Source organism: Pseudonocardia kongjuensis, from assembly GCF_039526905.1.
Lineage (GTDB): Bacteria > Actinomycetota > Actinomycetes > Mycobacteriales > Pseudonocardiaceae > Pseudonocardia > Pseudonocardia kongjuensis.
Map to the genome: position 1 here is coordinate 20,264 of NZ_BAAAJK010000021.1, position 19,587 is coordinate 39,850.

21 protein-coding genes, 3 tRNA genes and 1 riboswitch are annotated in these 19,587 nt (G+C 73.3%); of the genes, 17 read left to right on the top strand and 7 right to left on the bottom strand.

Annotated elements, in window-relative coordinates; genetic code table 11:
* Positions 1-213: 213 nt before the first annotated feature.
* From ABD160_RS19645 to ABD160_RS19665, 5 genes are all read left to right on the top strand, one after another.
* Complete coding sequence (locus ABD160_RS19645) at positions 214-1,482, top strand: GDSL-type esterase/lipase family protein (protein ID WP_344024551.1); 1,269 nt, start codon at positions 214-216, stop codon at positions 1,480-1,482.
* Positions 1,483-1,687: 205 nt separating this feature from the next.
* The gene (locus ABD160_RS19650; RefSeq protein WP_344024553.1) at positions 1,688-1,906 is read left to right on the top strand and encodes a hypothetical protein; all 219 of its coding nucleotides are present in this window, start codon (positions 1,688-1,690) and stop codon (positions 1,904-1,906) included.
* 203 nt (positions 1,907-2,109) lie between these two features.
* Positions 2,110-2,182: transfer RNA gene (locus ABD160_RS19655), tRNA-Glu, on the top strand.
* A gap of 15 nt (positions 2,183-2,197) precedes the next feature.
* Positions 2,198-2,271 (top strand) — tRNA-Asp (locus tag ABD160_RS19660).
* 37 nt (positions 2,272-2,308) lie between these two features.
* Positions 2,309-2,382 (top strand) — tRNA-Phe (locus ABD160_RS19665).
* A 78-nt stretch (positions 2,383-2,460) separates the two neighbouring features.
* Here ABD160_RS19665 and ABD160_RS19670 read toward each other — a convergent pair.
* A complete protein-coding gene (locus ABD160_RS19670) occupies positions 2,461-2,937 on the bottom strand; it encodes a type II toxin-antitoxin system VapC family toxin (RefSeq protein WP_344024555.1) in 477 nt (158 codons plus the stop codon).
* Entirely contained in the window at positions 2,846-3,094 is a 249-nt protein-coding gene (locus ABD160_RS19675) for a hypothetical protein (RefSeq protein WP_344024619.1), read from the bottom strand. The genes ABD160_RS19670 and ABD160_RS19675 overlap by 92 nt, the downstream gene beginning before the upstream one ends.
* Positions 3,095-3,632: 538 nt before the next feature.
* Here ABD160_RS19675 and ABD160_RS19680 point away from each other — a divergent pair.
* From ABD160_RS19680 to ABD160_RS19725, 10 genes are all read left to right on the top strand, one after another.
* The gene (locus tag ABD160_RS19680; protein ID WP_344024557.1) at positions 3,633-4,409 is read left to right on the top strand and encodes an IclR family transcriptional regulator; all 777 of its coding nucleotides are present in this window, start codon (positions 3,633-3,635) and stop codon (positions 4,407-4,409) included.
* A 119-nt stretch (positions 4,410-4,528) separates the two neighbouring features.
* Positions 4,529-5,470, top strand: coding sequence for an NAD(P)-dependent oxidoreductase (locus ABD160_RS19685; protein WP_344024559.1), 942 nt, complete (start codon positions 4,529-4,531; stop codon positions 5,468-5,470).
* Between the two features lie 88 nt (positions 5,471-5,558).
* A complete protein-coding gene (locus ABD160_RS19690; RefSeq protein WP_344024561.1) occupies positions 5,559-7,073 on the top strand; it encodes an ABC transporter substrate-binding protein in 1,515 nt (504 codons plus the stop codon).
* Positions 7,070-8,008 (top strand): ABC transporter permease, encoded by a 939-nt coding sequence (locus ABD160_RS19695; RefSeq protein ID WP_344024563.1) that lies wholly within the window; start codon positions 7,070-7,072, stop codon positions 8,006-8,008. The genes ABD160_RS19690 and ABD160_RS19695 overlap by 4 nt, the downstream gene beginning before the upstream one ends.
* Positions 8,005-10,023 (top strand): dipeptide/oligopeptide/nickel ABC transporter permease/ATP-binding protein, encoded by a 2,019-nt coding sequence (locus ABD160_RS19700; protein WP_344024565.1) that lies wholly within the window; start codon positions 8,005-8,007, stop codon positions 10,021-10,023. Before ABD160_RS19695 ends, ABD160_RS19700 begins: the two co-directional genes overlap by 4 nt.
* Positions 10,020-11,072 (top strand): oligopeptide/dipeptide ABC transporter ATP-binding protein, encoded by a 1,053-nt coding sequence (locus tag ABD160_RS19705; protein WP_344024567.1) that lies wholly within the window; start codon positions 10,020-10,022, stop codon positions 11,070-11,072. The genes ABD160_RS19700 and ABD160_RS19705 overlap by 4 nt, the downstream gene beginning before the upstream one ends.
* A 41-nt stretch (positions 11,073-11,113) precedes the next feature.
* Positions 11,114-11,941, top strand: a complete 828-nt coding sequence (locus tag ABD160_RS19710) for an RraA family protein (RefSeq protein WP_344024569.1) — start codon at positions 11,114-11,116, stop codon at positions 11,939-11,941.
* 56 nt (positions 11,942-11,997) lie between these two features.
* A complete protein-coding gene (locus ABD160_RS19715) occupies positions 11,998-13,284 on the top strand; it encodes a mandelate racemase/muconate lactonizing enzyme family protein (protein ID WP_344024571.1) in 1,287 nt (428 codons plus the stop codon).
* A 32-nt stretch (positions 13,285-13,316) separates the two neighbouring features.
* Positions 13,317-14,144 (top strand): hydroxypyruvate isomerase family protein, encoded by an 828-nt coding sequence (locus ABD160_RS19720; protein WP_344024573.1) that lies wholly within the window; start codon positions 13,317-13,319, stop codon positions 14,142-14,144.
* The gene (locus ABD160_RS19725) at positions 14,141-15,031 is read left to right on the top strand and encodes a 2-hydroxy-3-oxopropionate reductase (protein WP_344024575.1); all 891 of its coding nucleotides are present in this window, start codon (positions 14,141-14,143) and stop codon (positions 15,029-15,031) included. Before ABD160_RS19720 ends, ABD160_RS19725 begins: the two co-directional genes overlap by 4 nt.
* A gap of 91 nt (positions 15,032-15,122) precedes the next feature.
* On the opposite strand, the gene ABD160_RS19730 is transcribed toward ABD160_RS19725, so the two are convergent.
* Positions 15,123-15,752 (bottom strand): TetR/AcrR family transcriptional regulator, encoded by a 630-nt coding sequence (locus tag ABD160_RS19730; protein WP_344024577.1) that lies wholly within the window; start codon positions 15,750-15,752, stop codon positions 15,123-15,125.
* A 96-nt stretch (positions 15,753-15,848) separates the two neighbouring features.
* Between ABD160_RS19730 and ABD160_RS19735 the strand changes: the two genes are divergently transcribed.
* Positions 15,849-16,676, top strand: a complete 828-nt coding sequence (locus ABD160_RS19735) for an SDR family NAD(P)-dependent oxidoreductase (RefSeq protein ID WP_344024579.1) — start codon at positions 15,849-15,851, stop codon at positions 16,674-16,676.
* Positions 16,677-16,746: 70 nt separating this feature from the next.
* Here ABD160_RS19735 and ABD160_RS19740 read toward each other — a convergent pair whose 3' ends face one another.
* The 3 genes from ABD160_RS19740 to ABD160_RS19750 all read right to left on the bottom strand — a co-directional run bounded on the left by ABD160_RS19740 (position 16,747) and on the right by ABD160_RS19750 (position 18,043).
* Positions 16,747-17,121 carry a fluoride efflux transporter FluC gene (locus tag ABD160_RS19740; RefSeq protein WP_344024581.1) on the bottom strand — a complete coding sequence of 125 codons (375 nt, stop codon included), beginning with the start codon at positions 17,119-17,121 and terminating at the stop codon, positions 16,747-16,749.
* On the bottom strand, positions 17,109-17,525 hold the full coding sequence (gene crcB / locus ABD160_RS19745) for a fluoride efflux transporter CrcB (RefSeq protein WP_344024584.1): 417 nt from the start codon (positions 17,523-17,525) through the stop codon (positions 17,109-17,111). Before crcB ends, ABD160_RS19740 begins: the two co-directional genes overlap by 13 nt.
* Positions 17,526-17,536: 11 nt before the next feature.
* A riboswitch (Fluoride riboswitch) is annotated at positions 17,537-17,599 on the bottom strand.
* Positions 17,600-17,623: 24 nt separating this feature from the next.
* Complete coding sequence (locus tag ABD160_RS19750) at positions 17,624-18,043, bottom strand: MarR family winged helix-turn-helix transcriptional regulator (RefSeq protein ID WP_344024586.1); 420 nt, start codon at positions 18,041-18,043, stop codon at positions 17,624-17,626.
* 73 nt (positions 18,044-18,116) lie between these two features.
* Here ABD160_RS19750 and ABD160_RS19755 point away from each other — a divergent pair, with 73 nt between their 5' ends.
* The gene (locus ABD160_RS19755; RefSeq protein WP_344024588.1) at positions 18,117-18,602 is read left to right on the top strand and encodes a MarR family winged helix-turn-helix transcriptional regulator; all 486 of its coding nucleotides are present in this window, start codon (positions 18,117-18,119) and stop codon (positions 18,600-18,602) included.
* Here ABD160_RS19755 and ABD160_RS19760 read toward each other — a convergent pair.
* Positions 18,574-19,530 carry a hypothetical protein gene (locus ABD160_RS19760; protein WP_344024591.1) on the bottom strand — a complete coding sequence of 319 codons (957 nt, stop codon included), beginning with the start codon at positions 19,528-19,530 and terminating at the stop codon, positions 18,574-18,576. The two genes, ABD160_RS19755 and ABD160_RS19760, sit on opposite strands and share 29 nt — an antisense overlap.
* Positions 19,531-19,587 lie beyond the last annotated feature (57 nt).

Below are 19,587 nucleotides of genomic sequence, written 5' to 3' on the forward strand. Positions count from 1 at the left end.
CACTAGAAGCTGCCCCTGACAATCCGCAGCCTCGCGCATCCGGGTGCCGTGCACGCCCACCCGAACGGAGAGTCCGCTCGGCGGCCCCGTTCGGCCGGTCGTCGCAGAGTGACCGGCAATCTACGTAACGTGATCGGGTGACGGGTCGACACAGCGCGTGCGGGACCCGGCCGGCTGCACCGGCGGGATCGGAACGGACGGAGGCGGACGCGCGTGCGGCGTGACGGTCGGTGGCACCTCCCGGCGGCGTTCGCGGTGCTGGCACTGCTCGTCGCGGGCCTCACGTTCGCCGGCTGCGGCCGGGTGCTGCCCGCCGCGGCGGGCGCGGCGGGCTGCGGCCCCGGCTGGGTGGCCGGCTGGCACGCGGCGCAGCAGGCGGTGCCGGGCGACCAGCTCGCCGGGCGGACGCTGCGGATGGTCGTGCGGCCGCAGACGTCCGGGGACGGGCTGCGGCTGCGGCTGTCCAACCGGCACGGCGACGGCCCGCTGCACGTCGGCGCGGTCACCGTCGGCCGGGCGGGCGACGGCGCCGGCACGACGGGCCCGCGTCCGGTGTCGACCGCCGGGCGCCCCGACGTCCGGCTGGAGCCCGGCGCGGACGTGCTGACCGATCCGCTGCCGGTCCCGGTCGAGCGGGACGTGCCGCTGACGGTGAGCCTCTACCTGGCCGAGGTCCCGGCGACGATCAGCTCGCACCCGGTCGCGATGCGCACCGCGTGGCTGTCCGGGCCGGGGGACCGGTCGGGGCAGCCGCAGCCGGACGGCTTCGGCACCACGCTGCAGTCGTGGCCGGTGCTGGCCGGGATCGACGTCCTGGTGCCGCGCCCGGCCGACGGGGTGCTGGTGATCGGCGACTCGCTGGTGGACGGGGTGGGCAGCACGCCCGACGCCGACGACCGCTTCCCCGACCGGCTGGCCGCCCGGCTGGCGTCCGAGCGGACGGCGACGCCGGTGCTCAACGCGGGCCTGTCCCGCAACCGGCTGCTGCAGGACGATCCGCCGGCCGGCGGGGACGCGCCGGGCACCCGGTTCGACGTCGACGTGGCGCCGCTGGCCGGGATCCGGGACGTGATCCTGCTCATCGGGACCAACGACCTCGCCGCCGGAGCCGGTGCCGACGAGCTCGCGGCGGGCCTGCGGGCGTTCGCCGACCGGGGCCGGGAGGCCGGCCTGCGGGTGTTCCTCACCACGATCCCGCCGTCGACGAGCGGCGGCCGGGACGCCGCCCCGGTCGTCGCGGCCCGGGACCGGATCAACGAACGCATCCGCACCGAGGGCCCGCACTGGGCCGACGGGGTGATCGATGCGGCCGCGACGCTCGCCGATCCGGGTGATCCGACGCGGCTGCGTCCGGAGTACGACTCCGGCGACGGCCTGCACCCGTCGCCGGCCGGATACCGGGCGCTGGCGGCAGCGGTGCCGGTCGGGGCCCTGTCCGGGGCGCCGGCCGGGGACCGGTGCCCGGCCTCGGCGTCCGGCTGAACGCCGGGCCCGGATCAGCGCGGGCGGTGACCGTCCCGTCACCCGGGAAGGGGCGTGCAGGGCACCCGCACGATCGGTAACGTCTTGGTCACGGCCACAGCACGTGGCGGTACCGGCGAGACCCGGCACCGCGGCGCGACCCACGGACGGAACCCGGGGGTGTGCCAGGGACACGGGACGCCCTGACTGCCTACGGGGAGGCGTCATGAGCATCGGTGCGAAACGCAGTACCGACGACGAGACCGGATCCATCCCGGCGCCGCGGAACGCGGCCGACGCGTTCAAGGTGTCCGACGACCAGGTCCAGAAGGCCCGGCTCGTCGTGGCGAAGAACTCCGCCGACTCGGGTGACCTGCGCGAGCTGCTCGACATGCTCGGCCTGATCTCCTCCAACCCCGACCAGCCGCCCCCCGTAGCGCGGTGACGGCGGCGCCGCACACCCGTTCGCGGCGCCGCACACCCGTTGCAGCGGGTGTGCCGCGGGGCGGAGGGGTGTGCGGGCTCCTGACCGGCCAGGACGCCGCGATCAGGGGGGTGGTTGCAGGCGCGGTCGGGGCGGTGTCGTATGGTTTCACCGCTCCCAACGGACAGCCGTTGAGGGAAGGTTGAGCCTCCACGGTCATCCAAGCCCCCATCGTCTAGCGGCCTAGGACTCCGCCCTTTCAAGGCGGCAGCGCGGGTTCGAATCCCGTTGGGGGTACGGTTACATCAGCAAGGCCCAGTGGCGCAGTTGGTTAGCGCGTCGCCCTGTCACGGCGAAGGTCGCGGGTTCGAGTCCCGTCTGGGTCGCTCCACTCTCTGGATCCCCGGTTCATCCGGGGGCCGGGGCCAGGTAGCTCAGTTGGTACGAGCGTCCGCCTGAAAAGCGGAAGGTCGGCGGTTCGACCCCGCCCCTGGCCACACTCTCTCACCAGCGGGTTCTCCGATCGGCATCGTCCCGATCTCCCTGGTTGACGGTGACCGTGAGGCAGTGGACGGTCACGGCAGCAGCGTGAACGCCTCGATGTGGGCCGGGCGTGCGGCGGCGAAGTGGCGCCGGTCTGTGGTCAGGATCGTGGTGATCGAGAGCCTCTCGGCGATGGCGATCACGCTGGCGTCGGAACCTCCGAGCGGAAAGTCCGCGTAGCGCTCCACCAGATCGGCCATCCGAGCGAAGTCGGAGACGGCGAGATCGGCGACGACGAGGCTGCCGTCGCTGAAGGAACGTAGGAACGCTGCTTCCGCCTCCGCGCCGAACCTGTGGCGGGCGATCATGTAGCAGACCTCGGCCACGATGGTGCTCGGGACGAGCAGCGGACCCGGCAGCGTGGGCAGTAGTTCCGAGCAGCGGTGATCAGCGGGCCTGCGTCGACGACGATCTCGCTCAGGACTCGCGCCCCATGCCGTCGCGGATCTCGTCCTTCGCCCGCTCGCTGAGATCGCCGTGACCAGTTGCGACGCTGCCCAGCCACCCAAGGTGGCGGCGGGGGGTGGACGGTGCGGCTCCGCCTTCGATCACCTCGAAGCGGACTCGGTCTCCCGTGTGCAGAGGGAGGCCCAAGCGCTCGGCAACCTCCGCCAGCTCCGGTGCGACCACGAACTCGTGCTGCTCGCCTGCGGCAGGCATGCTCATCGCGGACACCTCCTTGATTCTCCCAGTGTCGCATCTGCGGCCCAGAGCGTCCCGAACATCAATCCTGACGGCAATCCTGACGGCAACGCACCCGGCGCAGCCGGTCGCAGCGGGTCCGGTCCTGGCCGACACGGTGGCCGAGTGAGTGGAGCGCAGGGCTCGTGGTGCCTGAAAGGTGGAAGGTCGGCGGTTCGACCCCGCCTCTGGCCACACTCTCTCACCAGCGGGTTCTCCGCAGATGTCCTCCAGTTCGTGCCGCGTGACGTCGCCGCGGGCGTCGGTTGTCCCGCATCCGAGCCGGGTCCCGAGCGATGGTGATGTACCCCTTACCGGGATACCGGCCCCGCTCTGGGTGGTGGCTGCAGCCCGCGGAGCCCCTCGCGTGCGCGTCCCGCATCACCCACGGGCGTGTTGCGCAGAATGAAACAGTGATGCACTGGTAGACACAGCGGTAGTGTCGTTGCGCGGTGTGGCGAGTCGAGAGCGGGAGAGGCGGGTGCGAATGGGCCCGGATTCAGCGGCGGGACCGGGAGATCTTGTGGCGCAGGAGCGGCCCGATCCACCGGCGAACGTCCTGCAGCGCGGGCTGCTCGTGCTGGAGGCGGTGGCCCGCTCGGTCAACCGCAAGGGCGTCGGTGTCACGGCGATCTCGGCCGAGACCGGTCTCGACAAGTCGACGGCCTCGCGGCTGCTGGCCCAGCTGCGCGACGCGGGGTACGTGCGCCAGGACGGATACCGCCGCTACCGGCTGACCGCCAAGCTCAGCGAGCTCGGTGCCGGCTTCTCCGAGGTCGAGGACCTGCGCATCGTCGCCCGCCCGCATCTCGAGGCGATGCACGAGCGGTTCGACGAGGAGATCCACCTCGCCGTGCTCGACGGCGGCCTGATGACCTTCATCGACTACATCGGGTCGTCCCAGCTGGTGCGCTCGCACCTGACCGGCCGGCAGCGCCCGGTGCACGAGACGGCGGCCGGCCTGGCGATCCTCGCGCACCTGCCGCACGAGACGAGGGTGGCGGTGCTTCGCCAGTCGGCCGAGGGCGTCGGGCAGGTCCTGTCCGACGAGGAGGTGCAGGCCACGATCGCCGTGCTCGACGACGCGCGCGAACGCGGCTGGGCCGGTTACGACCGGTCGGACGACGTCATCCGCTTCGCCAGCCCGGTGTTCACCGCCGACGGCGAGCCGGTCGCCGCCGTGTGCATCTCGGGGCCGAGTTTCCGGCTGCAGCCCCGGGCCGACGTCGTCGCCGCCGCGGTGATCGAGGCGGCCGCCGCCACCTCGCGGGACCTCGGCGCGGAAAGACTCACTCAGTAAAGGCTCACTGAGTAAGACGCTGTTGCGTTCAATGAGATGAGTTTGTAGTGTCCTGATCGGCCGCCGACGACGGTGGTGATCCGGTCGGGTGCTGCACCCGCGCCTAGTGAGGAGCGCCGATGTCGCTCGGCAGCGCACGCGAAGTGGGTGTCGCACCACCGCTCCCGGTGGCGGTCGCGCCGACCGCCCCGGAGGTGCTGGTCCGTGCCATCGAGGACGGCGGGGGCCGCTACGAGCCGGACCCGGCCCGGGCCCGGGCGCTGCAGTGGCTCGGCAAGGACGCCCCCGCGCTGCGCCGGCTCCTCGCCGGATCGCCGGGGATCGAGTGGGTGCAGCTCGGCGGAGCCGGCGTGGACACCTGGGCCGCGGAGGGCGTGTTCGCCGACGACCGCACCTGGACCTGCGCCAAGGGCGCCTACTCGGAGCCCGTCGCCGAGCACGCACTCGCCCTCACGCTCGCCCTCCTGCGTTCGCTCCCCACCAGGGTGCGCGCCACCTCCTGGGGCGAGCAGCTCGCCCGCACCCTCTACGACTCGCACGTGGTCATCGTCGGTGGGTCCGGCGGGATCGGACGTGAGCTGATCCGGTTGCTGGTCGCCTTCCGGGCGCGCGTCACGGTCGTGCGGCGAACCCCGGCCGGCGAGGGCGAGCACCGGTTCGAGGACCTGCCCGCCGTCCTCCCCGGCGCCGATGTCGTCGTCGTCGCCTGTGCGCTGACGCCGCAGACCCGCAACCTCATCGACGAGGCGGCGCTGCGGGCGATGCCGCCGCACGCGGTACTCGTGAACGTCGCCCGCGGGCCGGTCGTCGACACCGATGCCCTGGTTCGGGCACTGGATTCCGGAACGATTGCCGGCGCCGGTCTCGACGTCACCGAACCCGAGCCGCTCCCGCCCGGTCATCCGCTGTGGGGCCGGTCCGACTGCCTCATCACCCCGCACAGCGCCGACACCCCGGAGATGATCCGCCCGCTGCTGGCCGGTCGTCTGCGGGAGAACGTCGCCCGCAAGGTCCGTGGTGACCCGCTGGTCGGCGTCGTCGACGCCGATTCCGGTTACTGAGCAACGCATCCCCAGCCCACATCCCGGCCGCAACGAAGCGGAGGTCACCGTGAACAGTCCCGAACGTCCTGCACGTCGTCGCACCGGAGTGCGTCGGACCGCAGTCACCCTGGCAGCAACCCTCGTTCTCGCCGCATGCGGCGGTGGCGGTGGCGGTGCGGCCACCGACACCCTGTCGATCGGCTACTCCTTCGCCACCGAGACCTTCGACCCGGTCTACGCCATCGCCGGCGCCCAGGGCAGCGCGCACATCGACGCGCTCTACGGCTCGCTGCTGGAGCGTGACGCCGACCAGGAGCTCACCGGCGGCCTGGCGGAGGCCTGGGAGTGGACCGATCCGACCACCCTCGTCCTGCAGATCCGCGAGGGCGTGACGTTCACCGACGGCGAGGTCTTCGACGCCGAGGCCGTGAAGACCTACTTCGACTACTTCCGCGAGGCACCCAACGCCCCCTACGGCCGGCTGGACGCCGTCGAGGAGGTCGTCGTCGAGGCCCCGCACACCGTCCGGCTCGATCTGAGCAGGCCCGACCCGACCCTGCTGCACTCCCTCGTCGGACACGCCGGCTCGGTGCCCAGCCCGCGGGCGATCGAGGCGGGCGACCTGGAGATCAACCCGGTCGGGGCCGGTCCCTACACGCTCGACGAGAGCCGGACCACGCTGGACAGCGTCTACACCTACCGGAAGAACCCGGACTACTGGAACGCGGAGGCGTTCGAGTTCGACACCCTCGAGCTGCGCATCTACACCGACGCCAACGCCATGTACAACGCGCTGGTCTCCGGCCAGGCCGACGTCGGCTACGGCGACGTGTCCAACGTGGCCGCCGCCGAGGGCACCGACCTGGCGATCCACTCGCAGCCGCACAACGCGAACGGCATCCAGATCTTCGATCTCGCCGGCGAGGAGTTCCCGCAGCTGGCCGACGTGCGGGTCCGTCAGGCGATGCAGATGGCCGTCGACCGGCAGGCGATCATCGACACCACCTTCCAGGGCCGCGGCACCCCCAGCGTGCTGACCTTCACCCCCGGCTCCGGCCCGGGTTACGACGAGTCCCTGCTGGACCGCTGGCCCTACGACCCGGACGAGGCGCGCCGCCTGCTCGCCGAGGCCGGCCAGGCCGACGGTTTCGCGTTCGAGGTGGTCACCCTGCCCAAGGACCAGCCGATGGCGGAGGCCGTGGCGGGCTACCTGTCCGCGGTCGGGATCACCATGAACCTCGTCGTGCGCCCGCCCGGCGAGACCGCGAACACCGACATCGGCGCCTACGCCGCGGCCGCCGCGGCGCGCGGACTCTCCGACGGCTACGCGACGCCCGCCCTGCTGTACCTGGGCCCGGTCAAGGCCTCCAACCAGCGCGGCTACGAGGTGCCCGAGATCCGCGAGCTGTACGACGCGATGCTCCTCGCCGAGGGGGAGGAGCAGGACCAGCTGATGCGCGACATCGCCCGGGTCTCGGTCGAGGGCGCCTACAGCATCCAGGTCGGCTACGTGGACTCGATGACCTACTACGACCCGGCGGTGCTCGACGGTGTGCACGTCCTCCCGAGCCACGGCGGGCCGTACCTCCTGGGCGGTCTGCGACGCGCGGACGCCCCGTGATCCGGTACGCCGCGCGGCGGGTCCTCTACTCCGTCCCGATGCTGTTCGGCATCGCGTCGCTGGTGTTCGTCCTGCTCAACGCGCTCCCGAACGACATCGCGGAGCGGCGGGCCGGCGACGAGGCGTCGCCGGAGGCGATCGCCGCGATCCGGGCGGATCTCGGCCTGGACCGGCCGCTGCTCGAGCGGTACGCGGAATGGGTCGGCGCAGTGCTCACCGGTGACCTCGGGGTGTCCTGGCACAACGGTCAGTCGGTGCTCACCGGGATCGTCCAGACCGCGCCGATCACCCTGTCGATGGTGGTGCTGTCGCTGGTCGTCGCCCTCGCGATCGGCGTCCCCATCGGGGTGCTGGCGGCGACCCGCGGCGGCCTCGTGGACCGGGGTCTGGTGGGGGCGACCGTCGTGGCCATGGCGGTGCCGAACTTCTGGCTGGCGTTGCTGCTGGTCCTGCTCTTCGGCCTGTCGCTGGGCTGGTTCCCGGCCACCGGCTACGTCGACCTGGCCGCGTCACCGGGTCAGTGGCTGAGCCACCTCGTGCTGCCGGTGGCGGCGGTCGCCACCGTGTCGATCTCGGTCATCGCCCGGCAGACGAGATCGGCGATGCTGGAGAACCTGGACCGGGACTACGTCCGGACCCTGCGCGCGGCCGGGGTCGGCGAGCGGTCCGTGGTCTACCGGCACGCGCTGAAGAACGCGGCCACCCCGGTACTGACGACGTTCGGCATCCAGTTCGTGGCGCTGTCCGGCGGCTCGATCATCGTCGAGCAGGTCTTCGCGGTGCCGGGCCTGGGACAGCACACGCTGACCGCGCTGGCCCGCGGCGACGTGCCGGTGGTGCTCGGGATCCTCGTCCTGACCGCCGCGGCCGTCGTCGTGATCAACCTGGCGGTCGATCTGATGAACGCCGCGGTGAACCCGAGGGTGAGGCTATGAGCACCGACGTCACCGGCGCCGCGCCCGCCGGCGGGGAGCCCGGCGGCGGGCCACCCGCCCGCCGGACCACCCGCATCACCTGGCTGCTGCGCCGCCCCGGGATCCTCGCCTGCTTGGCCTGGATCGGGCTCGTCTTCGTGGCCAGCAGCGTCGCCCGGCTCTTCTCGCTCGGCGACCCGCTGGCCCAGGACCTCGCCAACTCGCTGGCCGGGCCGAGCGCCGAGCACCCGCTGGGCACCGACCAGCTCGGGCGCGACGTGCTGGACCGGCTGCTGTTCGGCGGCTGGGAGACCCTGCTCAGCGCCTGGCTGGCGGTCGTGATCGCGGTCGTGCTCGGCACCGCGCTCGGCCTGCTCGCCGGTTACGCGGGCGGGATCGTGGACACCGTCGTCAACTGGCTGCAGGACATCCTGATCACCCTGCCCACGATCCTGGTGCTGCTCGCCGTCGCCACCGTGCTGGGCAACGACATCTGGGCCGCGATGACGGTGCTCGGCATCCTGATGTCGGCGACCTTCATCCGGCTGGTCCGCTCCCTGACCCGGTCGGTGCGCGAGGAGCTCTACGTCGACGCGGCCCGGGTCTCCGGGCTGTCGAACGCGCGGATCCTGGGTCGCCACATCCTGCCCAACACGGTCGGCCCGGTGTTCATCCAGGGCTCGGCGGCCCTCGGGACCGCGGTCGTGGTCCAGGCCGGGCTGGGCTTCCTCGGCCTGGGTGCCCCGCCGCCGTACCCGAGCTGGGGCGGCATGATCTCCGAGGCGGCCGGCTCGATCAGCCTGCAACCGTGGCTGCTCCTCCCGTCCGGCCTGATGATCGTGCTGACGGTGCTCGCGCTGAACCTGCTCGGCGACTACCTGCGCGACGAGATGTACGCGGCCCGGCGCGGACGCGGTGACGCGGCGCAGCGTTCGCGCTCGCACCGGCGCGCGGCCCAGGCCCTGGCCCGCCGCGAGGTCGCGGAGCCGCCGCCCACGCGCACCGAGGACGACGACACCGTGCTGAGGGTGCGGGACCTGCGGGTGTCGTTCCCCCGCGACGACGGGTTCGTCGACGTCGTGACCGGCGTCGACCTGGACATCGCCGCCGGCGAGGCGGTCGGCCTCGTCGGCGAGTCGGGCTGCGGGAAGACCATGACCGGGCTGAGCCTGCTCGGCCTGGTGCCCGCGCCGGGGGTGGTCAGCGGCCACGTCGAGATCGACGGGCGCCGGGTCGCCACCCACGACGGCTCCTTCGCCGCCCGCCGCGGACGGGACGTCGCGCTGATCTCCCAGGAACCGATGGTGGCCCTCGATCCCGTCTTCACCGTCGGCAGCCTGCTGGACGAGGTCCTGCGCGGCCACGGGTTCGACCGTGCCGGTGCCCGGGCCCGGTCCGCGGAGCTGCTGGAGCTGGTCGGCATCCCGCGGGTCGAGGCCGTCCTGCGGTCCTACCCGCACCAGCTGTCCGGCGGGATGGCCCAGCGGGTGTCCATCGCCGTGGCACTGGCCGGGGAACCGCGCCTGCTCATCGCCGACGAGCCGACCACCGCGCTCGACGTGACCGTCCAGGCGGAGATCCTCGAGCTGCTGCGCCGGCTGCAGACCGAGCTCGGCATGGCACTGCTGTTCATCACCCACGATCTCGGCGTCGTCGCCGACATCTGTACCCGCACCGTCGTCATGTACGCCGGTGAGGTCGTCGAGTCCGGGCCCGTCGAGGACCTGTTCGACGGGCCGCTGCATCCGTACACGGCCGCGCTGCTCGCCGCGACCCCGCAGGTGGACGGCGCGCACGATCCGGTCGGCATCCCCGGGGTCGTCCCGCCGCCCGGCCGCTGGCCCCGGCACTGCCGCTTCGCCGGTCGCTGCGCCTTCGCGACCGAGCGGTGCCGGTCCGGTCCGGCACCCCTGCGGTCCGCCGGCCCGCACCGCCTGCACCGCTGCGTTCGCTCGGAGGAACTGCACGCCGAGCGGCGCGGCGCGCCGATCCCGTCCGAGCCGGGCTCCGCCCCGGCGGAGGTGAGCTCGTCATGACATCCGATCCGCTGCTGGACATCCGTGATCTCAGCGTCGACTACCGGATCTCCCGGCGCGAGACGCTGCGCGCCGTGCGGGACGTCCACCTGGACGTGCACGCGGGCGAGACCGTCGGGTTGGTCGGCGAGTCCGGCTCCGGCAAGTCGACGATCGGCCGGGCGGTGCTCGGCCTGACGCCCCCGAGCACCGGTTCGATCCGGTTCGACGGTCAGGAGATCGCCGGGCTCCGGGGGCGGCGCCGGGCCCGGCTGGCCCGGGACCTGCAGGTCGTGTTCCAGGACCCGTTGAGCTCGCTGAACCCGTCGCTGAAGGTCGGGGACCTGCTCCAGGAGCCGATCCGCGTGGTGCGGCGGGTCTCGCGCAGCGAGGCGGCGGGCATCGTCGGCGACCTGCTGGAACGGGTGTCGCTGCCGCAGGACGCGGCCGGCCGCTATCCCGGGTCCTTCTCCGGCGGGCAGCGCCAACGGATCGCGATCGCCCGGGCGCTGTCGATCGACGCCCGGCTGATCGTCTGCGACGAGTCGGTCAGCGCGCTGGACGTCTCCACCCAGGCGTCGATCCTGGCGTTGCTCCGGCGCCTGCAGCGCGAGCTCGGCGTGGCCTACCTGTTCGTGTCGCACGACATCGCGGTGGTGCGCAACATCTCGCAGCGGGTCGTCGTGCTCTACAAGGGCGCGGTCATGGAACGTGGCCGCACCGCCGAGATCGTCGACCGGCCGTACCACCCGTACACGCGGACGCTGCTCGACGCGGTGCCGATCCCCGATCCGCGGGGGCAGCGGGAGCGCCGGGCCCGGCGGCTGGCGGCGCGTGGGCAGCGGCCGGGCGGGCCATCACCGGACCTGGCCGGACAGGGGTGCCCGTTCGCGGGCCGCTGCGCCTTCGTCGACGAGGTCTGCCGGACGCGCACCCCGGCCCCGGTCGCCGTCACGTCCCGGGAGATCGCCTGCCATCTGTACGACCCGGCCTCGGGCCATCCCCGGGCCGCCGGGATCGCGGGGGCGACCGACCCCCTCGCCCGGCTCTCGGCACCGATCGCGGGATGACCCCGCCGGCAGGTCCAGGCACAAGGAGGAAGAGGACAACGATGCAGATCCAGCTCGACCCCGGTGGCGTGGTGGCACTGACGCCCGAGTGGACCGGCGACCGCGACGACAACGGGCGCCCGCTCGTCGGCGACGACGTGATCGACCGGCTCCGCGGCATCTCCACCGAGCAGGTGTGGAAACCGATGAAGCAGGCCGGCTACGAGCGGCAGTTCGTCGGGCACTGGTGCCAGACGAGGCCCGGACAGCAGCTGATCGGACGCGCGGTCACCGCCCAGTACGTGCCGCACCGGCCGGACTTCGACGCCGTCGTCCTGGAGCTGGCGCGGGCCCGCGGTTGGGCGGCCGACGGGATCGTCAAGCAGAACTGGTGGGCCGTGGAGGCCGTCGTCGCCGGTGACGTCATGGTCGTGGACATGTTCGGCAAGATCGAACACGGCACCTTCATCGGCGACAACCTGGCGACCGCGCTGGCCAGCCGGACCGCCGGCGGCGGCGCCGTCATCGACGGCGGCATCCGGGACGAGGCAGGCATCGCCGAGCTCGAGTCGACCAACGTGTTCCACCGGGGTGCGCACCCGAGCGGCATCGCCGACGTGACGATGGCCGGTCTGAACATCCCGGTGCGGGTCGGCGGGGTGACGGTGCTGCCGGGCGACGTCGTCATCGGCACGCCGACCGGCGTCATCTTCATCCCGCCGCACCTGGCCGAGCAGGTCGCCCGGCACAGCGAGGACACCCGGCTGCGCGACGCGTTCGGCAAGTCCCGCCTGGCCGAGCGGGTGTACACGAGCGCGCAGATCGACATCGGCACCTGGGACGACGAGATCCAGGCCGACTTCGACACCTGGCGGCTGACCCGCCGGTGAGCGGGCCGTCACGGCTCCCGACATCCCCCACACCGCGAACACACGAGAGGACCCCCATGACCGAGGTCGGCCTCGAAGACCGGATCAACACCCGGACCCGTTCCAGCGAGCTGCGGATCACCGACCTGCGCGTCGCCAAGCTGGACGGCGTGCCGATGAAGCACACGATCATCCGCCTGGACACGAACCAGGGGATCACCGGCTGGGGCGAGGTGCGGGACCAGGCGAGCGCGACCTACGCGCTCATGCTGAAGTCCCGGCTGGTCGGGGAGAACCCCTGCAACATCGAGAAGGTCTTCCGCAAGATCCGCCAGTTCGGCGGGCACGGCAGGCAGGGCGGCGGCGTCTCCGGCATCGAGATGGCGCTGATGGACCTGGCGGGCAAGGCCTACGACGTCCCCGCCTACATGCTGGCCGGCGGAAAGTACCGCGACGAGATCCTCGTCTACGCCGACACCCCGTCCCGCCGGAGCGCCGAGGAGATGGGGCAGGTCCTGCTCGAGCGCATGGACCGCGGGTTCAAGATGCTCAAGATGGACGTGGGCCTGTCGCTGCTCATGGACATCCCGGGGGCGGTCGTGGCCAGCGACGCGCAGCGTGCCCGCCGGCCGAAGGACCGGCCCTTCACCATGCACCCGTTCACCGGGGTGCACATCACGAAGTCGGGTGTCGACCATCTCGTCGACTACGTCGCGCAGGTGCGGGAGATGATCGGCTACGAGATGCCGGTCGCGGTCGACCACTTCGGCTACATGGACGTCGAGTCGGCGATCCGGCTCGGCCGCGGCCTGGAGCCGTTCGGGCTGGAGTGGCTCGAGGACCTGATCCCGTGGCAGTACACCGAGCAGTGGCGCCAGATCACGGACGCCATCGCCGTCCCGACCTGCACCGGCGAGGACATCTACCTCGCCGAGAACTTCAAGCCGCTGCTGGACCGCCAGGCGATCCGGGTCGCCCACCCGGACCCGGCGAGTGCCGGCGGCATCCTGGAGACCAAGCGGATCGCCGACCTCGCCCAGACCTACGGCGTGCCGACGGCGCTGCACCTGGCGGCCACCCCGATCGCGACGATGGCGTGTGTCGCGATCGGCGCGGCGTCGGAGACGTTCTACGCCCTGGAACACCACGCGGCGGACGTCCCCGAGTGGAACCACCTCGTGACCGGCCTGCCCGACCCGATCATCCAGAACGGGCACATCAAGGTCCCGGAGACCCCCGGGCTCGGGTTCGGCGACATCGACGAGGAGGCGTTCAAGGCGGCGCTGGATCCCCGGGATCCCGCATTCTTCGAGGAGACGACGATCTGGGACGACGAAGCGAGCTACGACCGCCAGTGGGGCTGACGCAGGCGCCCCGGCCAGCACAAGGAGCAGCAGTGCCCATCACCCTCCCCCTCCCGGCCACCGTCAACTGCTCGATCGTCCTCGCCGGCCTGCCGCTGCTGGACCGTCCGGCGGCGGCCGCCGCGGCCGGGTTCGACGCGGTCGAGTTCTGGTGGCCGTTCGACCGGCCGGTCCCCGCCGACCGCGAGATCGAGGAGTTCGTGACCGCCGTGTCCGACGCCGGCGTCACGCTGACCGGGCTCAACTTCGCCGCGGGTGACATGGCGGCGGGCGAGCGCGGCATCCTGTCCGACCCGCGGCGGACGGGCGAGTTCGCCGACAACGTCGCGGTCGCGGTCGGAATCGGCGAGCGGCTCGGCACGACCGGGTTCAACGCGCTGTACGGCAACCGGATCGACGGCGTCGCGGTGCAGGAGCAGGACGAGTTGGCGGCCGGGAACCTGGCGCTGGCCGGGCGGGCGGCCGGCCGGATCGGCGCGGTGGCGCTGGTGGAGCCGGTCAGCGGGATCGACGCCTACCCGCTGCGGACCGCCGCGGACGCCGTCGCCGTCCTGGACCGGGTGGGCTCGGACGACGTGCGGCTGCTGCTCGACGTGTTCCATCTGGCGGTGAACGGCGACGACCCGGCCGCCGCGATCTCCGCGTACGGCGACCGGATCGGTCACGTTCAGGTCGCCGACGCGCCCGGCCGCGGCGAGCCCGGCACCGGCGACCTGCCGGTCGCCGCGCTGCTGGAGCAGGTCGCGGCCACCGGGTACCGCGGCCGGATCGGTCTGGAGTACAAGTCGACCACCGACGACCCGTTCGGCTGGCTCGCCCGGCCCGCCGGCACGACCACCCCGACCGGAGGCACCGCATGACCACGATCGGCTTCATCGGACTCGGCATCATGGGCGGCCCGATGGCCCGCCACCTGGTGGCGGCCGGTCACGAGGTGACCGGCTTCAACCGCAGCCCGGAGAAGACCCGCCCGCTGGTCGACGCCGGTGGCCGCGCCGCGGGATCGGTCGCCGAGGCGGTCGACGGCGCCGACGTCGTCGCGCTGATGCTGCCCGACTCGCCCGACGTGGAGGCGGTGCTCGACGGCGAGGACGGCGTGTTCGCCACGGCGAAGCCGGGCACGCTGGTGATCGACTTCTCGACGATCCGGCCGGACGTCGCCCGCGACCTCGCGGAGCGGGCCGCGGCGCGCGGTCTGCGGATGATCGACGCCCCGGTCTCGGGCGGGCAGGCCGGCGCCGAGAACGCCACCCTGTCGATCATGGTCGGCGGGAAGGCCGACGACGTCGGGGCGGCCCGGCCGCTGCTCGACGCCGTCGGGCGCACCGTCGTGCACGTCGGGCCGATCGGTTCGGGGCAGACCGTGAAGGCCGCCAACCAGCTGATCGTCGCGGGCAACATCGCGCTGCTGGCCGAGGCCCTGGTGTTCCTGCAGGCGCACGGCGCGGACCTGCCCGCCGCGGTCGAGGTGCTCGGCGGCGGCCTCGCCGGCTCGGCGGTGCTGACCCAGAAGGCGCAGAAGATGCTCGACGCCGACTACACGCCGGGCTTCCGGATCGACCTGCACCACAAGGACATGGGCATCGTCGCCGACGCGGCCCGGGCGGCCGGTGTGGTGACCCCGGTCGGTGCGCTGGTGGCCCAGCTGGTCGCCGCGACCCGGGCGGCCGGGGACGGTGGATCGGACCACTCGGCCCTGCACCGCACCATCGCCGGATTGAGCGGGGAGGCGACCGGCCGGCCGTGACGGCCGGCCCGGTGCGGCCTGGTGCGGCCCGGTGCGGGCGCCGCCGGTGCGCGGCCGGAGGTGGCCGCGGTCCGGGGGGTGCGGGTCGGCGTCAGGCGGGCGGGTCGGCGTCAGGCGGGCCGAGGTCGCCCGCCAGTACGGCCCGCACGCACCGGTCGTAGAGGGCGAGCCAGTCGTCGGCCGGTGAACCGGTCACCCAGATCCGGCCGGCCGCGTCGCAGCAGCTGAACGACGCGGCGATCACCGCCCGCGCCACCAGCTCGGCGTCGTCGTGGCCGGCCCGCCCGATCCGGTCGGTGACCAGCGGGACGAGCGCGTCCTGCCAGCGCTGCCGTTTCACCAGGTAGCTGGCCAGCAGCGCCGGCGTGCCGAGGATGAGCCTGCTCAGCACGAACGCCTCGTCCGGCGTGTGGTTCGCCGTGGTGACGGCGATCCAGCCGGCGCGCAGCGCGTCCCACGGCCCGGTGCGCGGCAGCTCCTCGGCGACGACCCGGGCGAACATCTCCCCGAGCTCGTCCTGCGCGCCGCAGACCAGGTCCTCCTTCGCGCCGAAGTAGCGGAACAGGGACCGCTGCGAGATCCCGGCCTGCTCGGCGATCTGCGCCATCGTCGTCGCCTCGTAGCCCTGCTCGACGAACAGCGGGATCGCGGTGTCGAGGATGCTGCGCACCGCCAGCTCGCGGGACCGGTCCCGCAGCGTCGGTCGGGCGGGCGTCTGCATGGGGCCGAATCTACTTCCCGGTGCCGGGGCCGAGGCGATCTCCTCTCGCAGCACGAGAGTGTGGCAGTCACTGTCAGATAGGCATAGACTGCCGACATGGCTGTTGATGTCAGTACGCACACCGTCCTCGTCACCGGTGCCAGCTCCGGGATCGGCCGTGCCTTCGCGACGGCGCTGGCCGGGCGCGGGGCCGATCTGGTCCTCGTCGCCCGGCGGGCCGACCGGCTGGAGGCGCTCGCCGCCGAGCTGCGCGCCGGCACCGGTGTCGCGGTCACCGTCGTGCCGTTCGACCTGTCCGCGCCCGGGGTCGGCCCCGGATTGCGGGACGCCGTCGCGGCCCGCGGCGCCGGCGTCACGGCGGTGATCAACAACGCCGGCTTCGGGACGTTCGGCATGTTCGGCGGGGAGGACCAGGACCGGCTCGACCGGGAGATCGCGGTCGACGTCGCCGCACCCGTCGCGATCGCGCGGGCGTTCCTGCCGCAGGTGCAGGCCGCCCGCGGGTTCCTGATCAACGTCGCGAGCATGGCGGCGTACAACCCCACCCCGCGGATGGCCGTCTACGGCGCGGCGAAGGCGTTCGTGCTCAGCTTCACCGAGTCGCTGTGGGCGGAGCTGCGCGGCACCGGCGTGACGGTCTTCGCGCTCTCCCCGGGCGCCACCGCCACCGAGTTCAACGACGTCGTCGGCACCGAGGACGCCACCTCCGGGGCACGCAAGCGCACCGCCGAGGACGTCGTCGGGACCGCGCTGCGCCATCTCGCCCGGCGCGACCCCGGGCCCAGCGTGATCGACGGCCGGGTCAACCGGCTCAGCTCGCTCGCCGCCCGCTTCCTCCCCCGACGGGCGATGGTGTCGGTGGTGGCCCGGATCACCGACCCGGGGCGGCGGGGATCCGCACCGCAGCCGGTCCCGGCCGGATAGCCCGGCGCCGTCGTCGCCGTCGGTGTCGAAGACAGCCCGGTCGTGCGGCCGACCGCCGGCCGGGACCGGGTCACAGCACCAGTCCGGCCAGCGCCCAGCCGGCGGCCGCGGCGAGGATCCCGGACGCGACGCTGCCCGCCAGGTAGGCCACCGCGGTCGGCGTGGCCCGACGCTCGGCGAGCGCGACGAGCTCGTACCCGAAGGTGCTGTAGGTGGTCAGCGCCCCGCAGAAGCCGGTCCCGAGCAGCGGGCCGAGCCCCGGTGGGAGCGCACCCGCGGCACCGACCAGCGCGCCGAGCAGCAGCGAGCCGGCGACGTTCACCGCGAACGTCGCCCACGGGAACACCGGATCGAGCCGGGCCCGCACCACCGCGTCGGCCAGGTGGCGCAGCGGCGCACCGACCGCGGCACCCACGCCGACCAGCAGGACGGTCAGCGCGTCCATCGGGCACCGCCGATCCGGCGGGTCAGCGCCACGGCGAGCGCGCAGGCCGCCACCGCGACGACCGGTGACGCCAGCGCGTAGCCCAGCGCGAGCCCGTAGTGGCCGTGCCCGGCGAGCTGCACCGTCTCCACCGACCAGGCGGAGAACGTCGTGAAGCCGCCCAGGACGCCGACCCCGAGCAGCGGACGCAGCAGCGGGTTCGGCCGGTCCGCCCCGGCGAGCACGGTGTAGAGGACGCCGATCAGCAGGCAGCCGCTGACGTTGATCCAGAACGTGGTCCACGGCCAGCCGCCGGGTGCGGCCGGGAACGCGACGCCCAGCAGGTAGCGGATCTCGGCGCCGACCACGCCACCCACCGCGACCGCCATCGGGACCCGGGAACCGGTCGTCCGCACACGCCTCACCCACCCACGATCGTCGGGTAGGAGCCATCAGCGCGCGGGCGCGGTTGTCGGCGAGCCCCATCGCCGTCCGGTCCACGATAGCCCCGCCGGGCCTGCGGTCAGCCGGTGGCGAGCGCGGCCCGGGCCCGGGACAGCACGGTGTGCAGCACGTCGCCGGCCACGGTCAGGTCGGCGGGCGGCAGATCCCCCCACAGCTGCGCGGTGATCCGGCCGGTGGCCGCGACGATCCGCTCGCGCAGCGCGATCCCCTCCGCGGTCGCGGCGGGCCCGCCGTCTCCGCTGCTGCCGGTCCGGACCAGGCCGGCCGCGGCCAGCTCGTCGAGCCGGGCCTCGGCGGTCGCCCGGTCCACCTGCAGCGCGCCCGCGATGCGGCCGGTGGCATCGGGCCCGCCGGCGACGGTCAGCGTCAGCGCGATCCAGCGGTGCTCGTCGAGCCCGGTCCCGGCCAGCTCGCGGAGCAGCAGCGCGTTGAGTGCCTTCTCGGTGCGGCCGAGCAGCTGGGTGCCGAAGGCGGTCATCGGTGCCTCCTGAATCGTTGGTCCGACTAACGGTAATTCGTGAGTCGGACCAACGCAACGGTAGGCTCGTGGGATGGCGGACGACGGACGGCTGGACGGTCTCGCGAGCCGGTTGCTGGGGCTCACCGCCCGGCACGCGGAACGGGTGGTCGGCGCGGAGCTGGCCGGGGCCGGCGCGCACCGGTGGCACTACGCGGTGCTGGCGACGCTCGCCGACCACGGCCCGGCCAGTCAGGCCGGGCTCGGCGCGCGCACCGGCATCCACGCCAGCGACCTGGTCGGGCTGATCGGCGAGCTGGCCGGGCGCGGGGAGGTCACCCGCGCCCCCGATCCGGCCGACCGGCGGCGCAACGTCGTCGAGCTGACCGACGCCGGCCGGGAGCGGCTGCACCGGCTCGACGCCGTCCTGGCCGGCGCCCAGGACGAGCTGCTCGCCCCGCTCTCCCCGGGCCGGCGGGCCGAGCTGGTGCGGCTGCTGCGGACGCTGGTCGAGCACCACGGCCATCCCGAGCCGGCCGACCGGGACCGGATCAGCGGCCGTCCCTCCCGGACCGGCTGACCGGCACCGCCTGCCGCCGCAGCGCGAGCACCGCCCCGGCGACCACGCCGATGACCAGCACCCCGAACGCGGCGGCCGTCCACGCGTCGGGGGCGAGCAGCGGTTGCCCGCGCAGTGCCTGCCAGGTGAGCAGAGCAAGGAGCGCGGCGTAGCCCGCCGTCGCCGTCGCGACGAGATCGCGCCGGACCCGGGGATCGGCCAGCACGGCGACCCGGGCGGCGGCGAGCTCCAGGCCGATCAGCAGCAGCGGCAGGAGCTGCAGCGCGTGCATCCCGACGAAGTGCGGGATCCGCAGATCCCCGCCGACGGTGCTCCAGCCGACGACGGCCAGGCCGGGCCCGCCGTCGGGCGGGCCGACGGTGTGCGCGCCGACGATCCCCTGGAAGTCGCTGAGCTGGTCCGGCGTCGGGCCGGTCATCAGGAACCCGAGCGCCATCCCGACCAGCGCGATCACCGCCCCGGCCCGGATGGCCAGCGACCGCGCCGGATCGAGGCCGCGGAGCCCGAACAGTGCGGCGGTCAGCCAGAGCGTGACCAGCCAGGCCACCACGATCGAGCCGCCCATGACCGCCCACAGCGTGGAGTCCAGCGGCGTCGTCATGTTGAAGTGGCTGGTCGTCCCGCGCCCGGCCTGCACGACGAGCACGACCATCTCGATCGCCAGCGCCACCGCGGCGACGGTGCCCGCCGCGAACGCCAACGGCGCCCGTCCACGCCGCTCCCGCAGCTGCGCGTACAGCCACGCCCAGGTCACGCAGAAGATCGCGATGGACACGGCGAACTTGACCGGCTTGAGCCAGATCGGGGCGCCGAGCAGCACGCGGGGGTCGACCAGCATCCCGACCAGCCCGAGCGGGACCAGTGCGACGCAGGCCAGGCCGACGATCATCAGCGGGCGGTGCCAGGCGAGTGCGGTGCGCAGCGACATCGTGACCTCCGGAGCGACAGTACGGATACTGTAACTATCGGATAGTCACACTGTCCA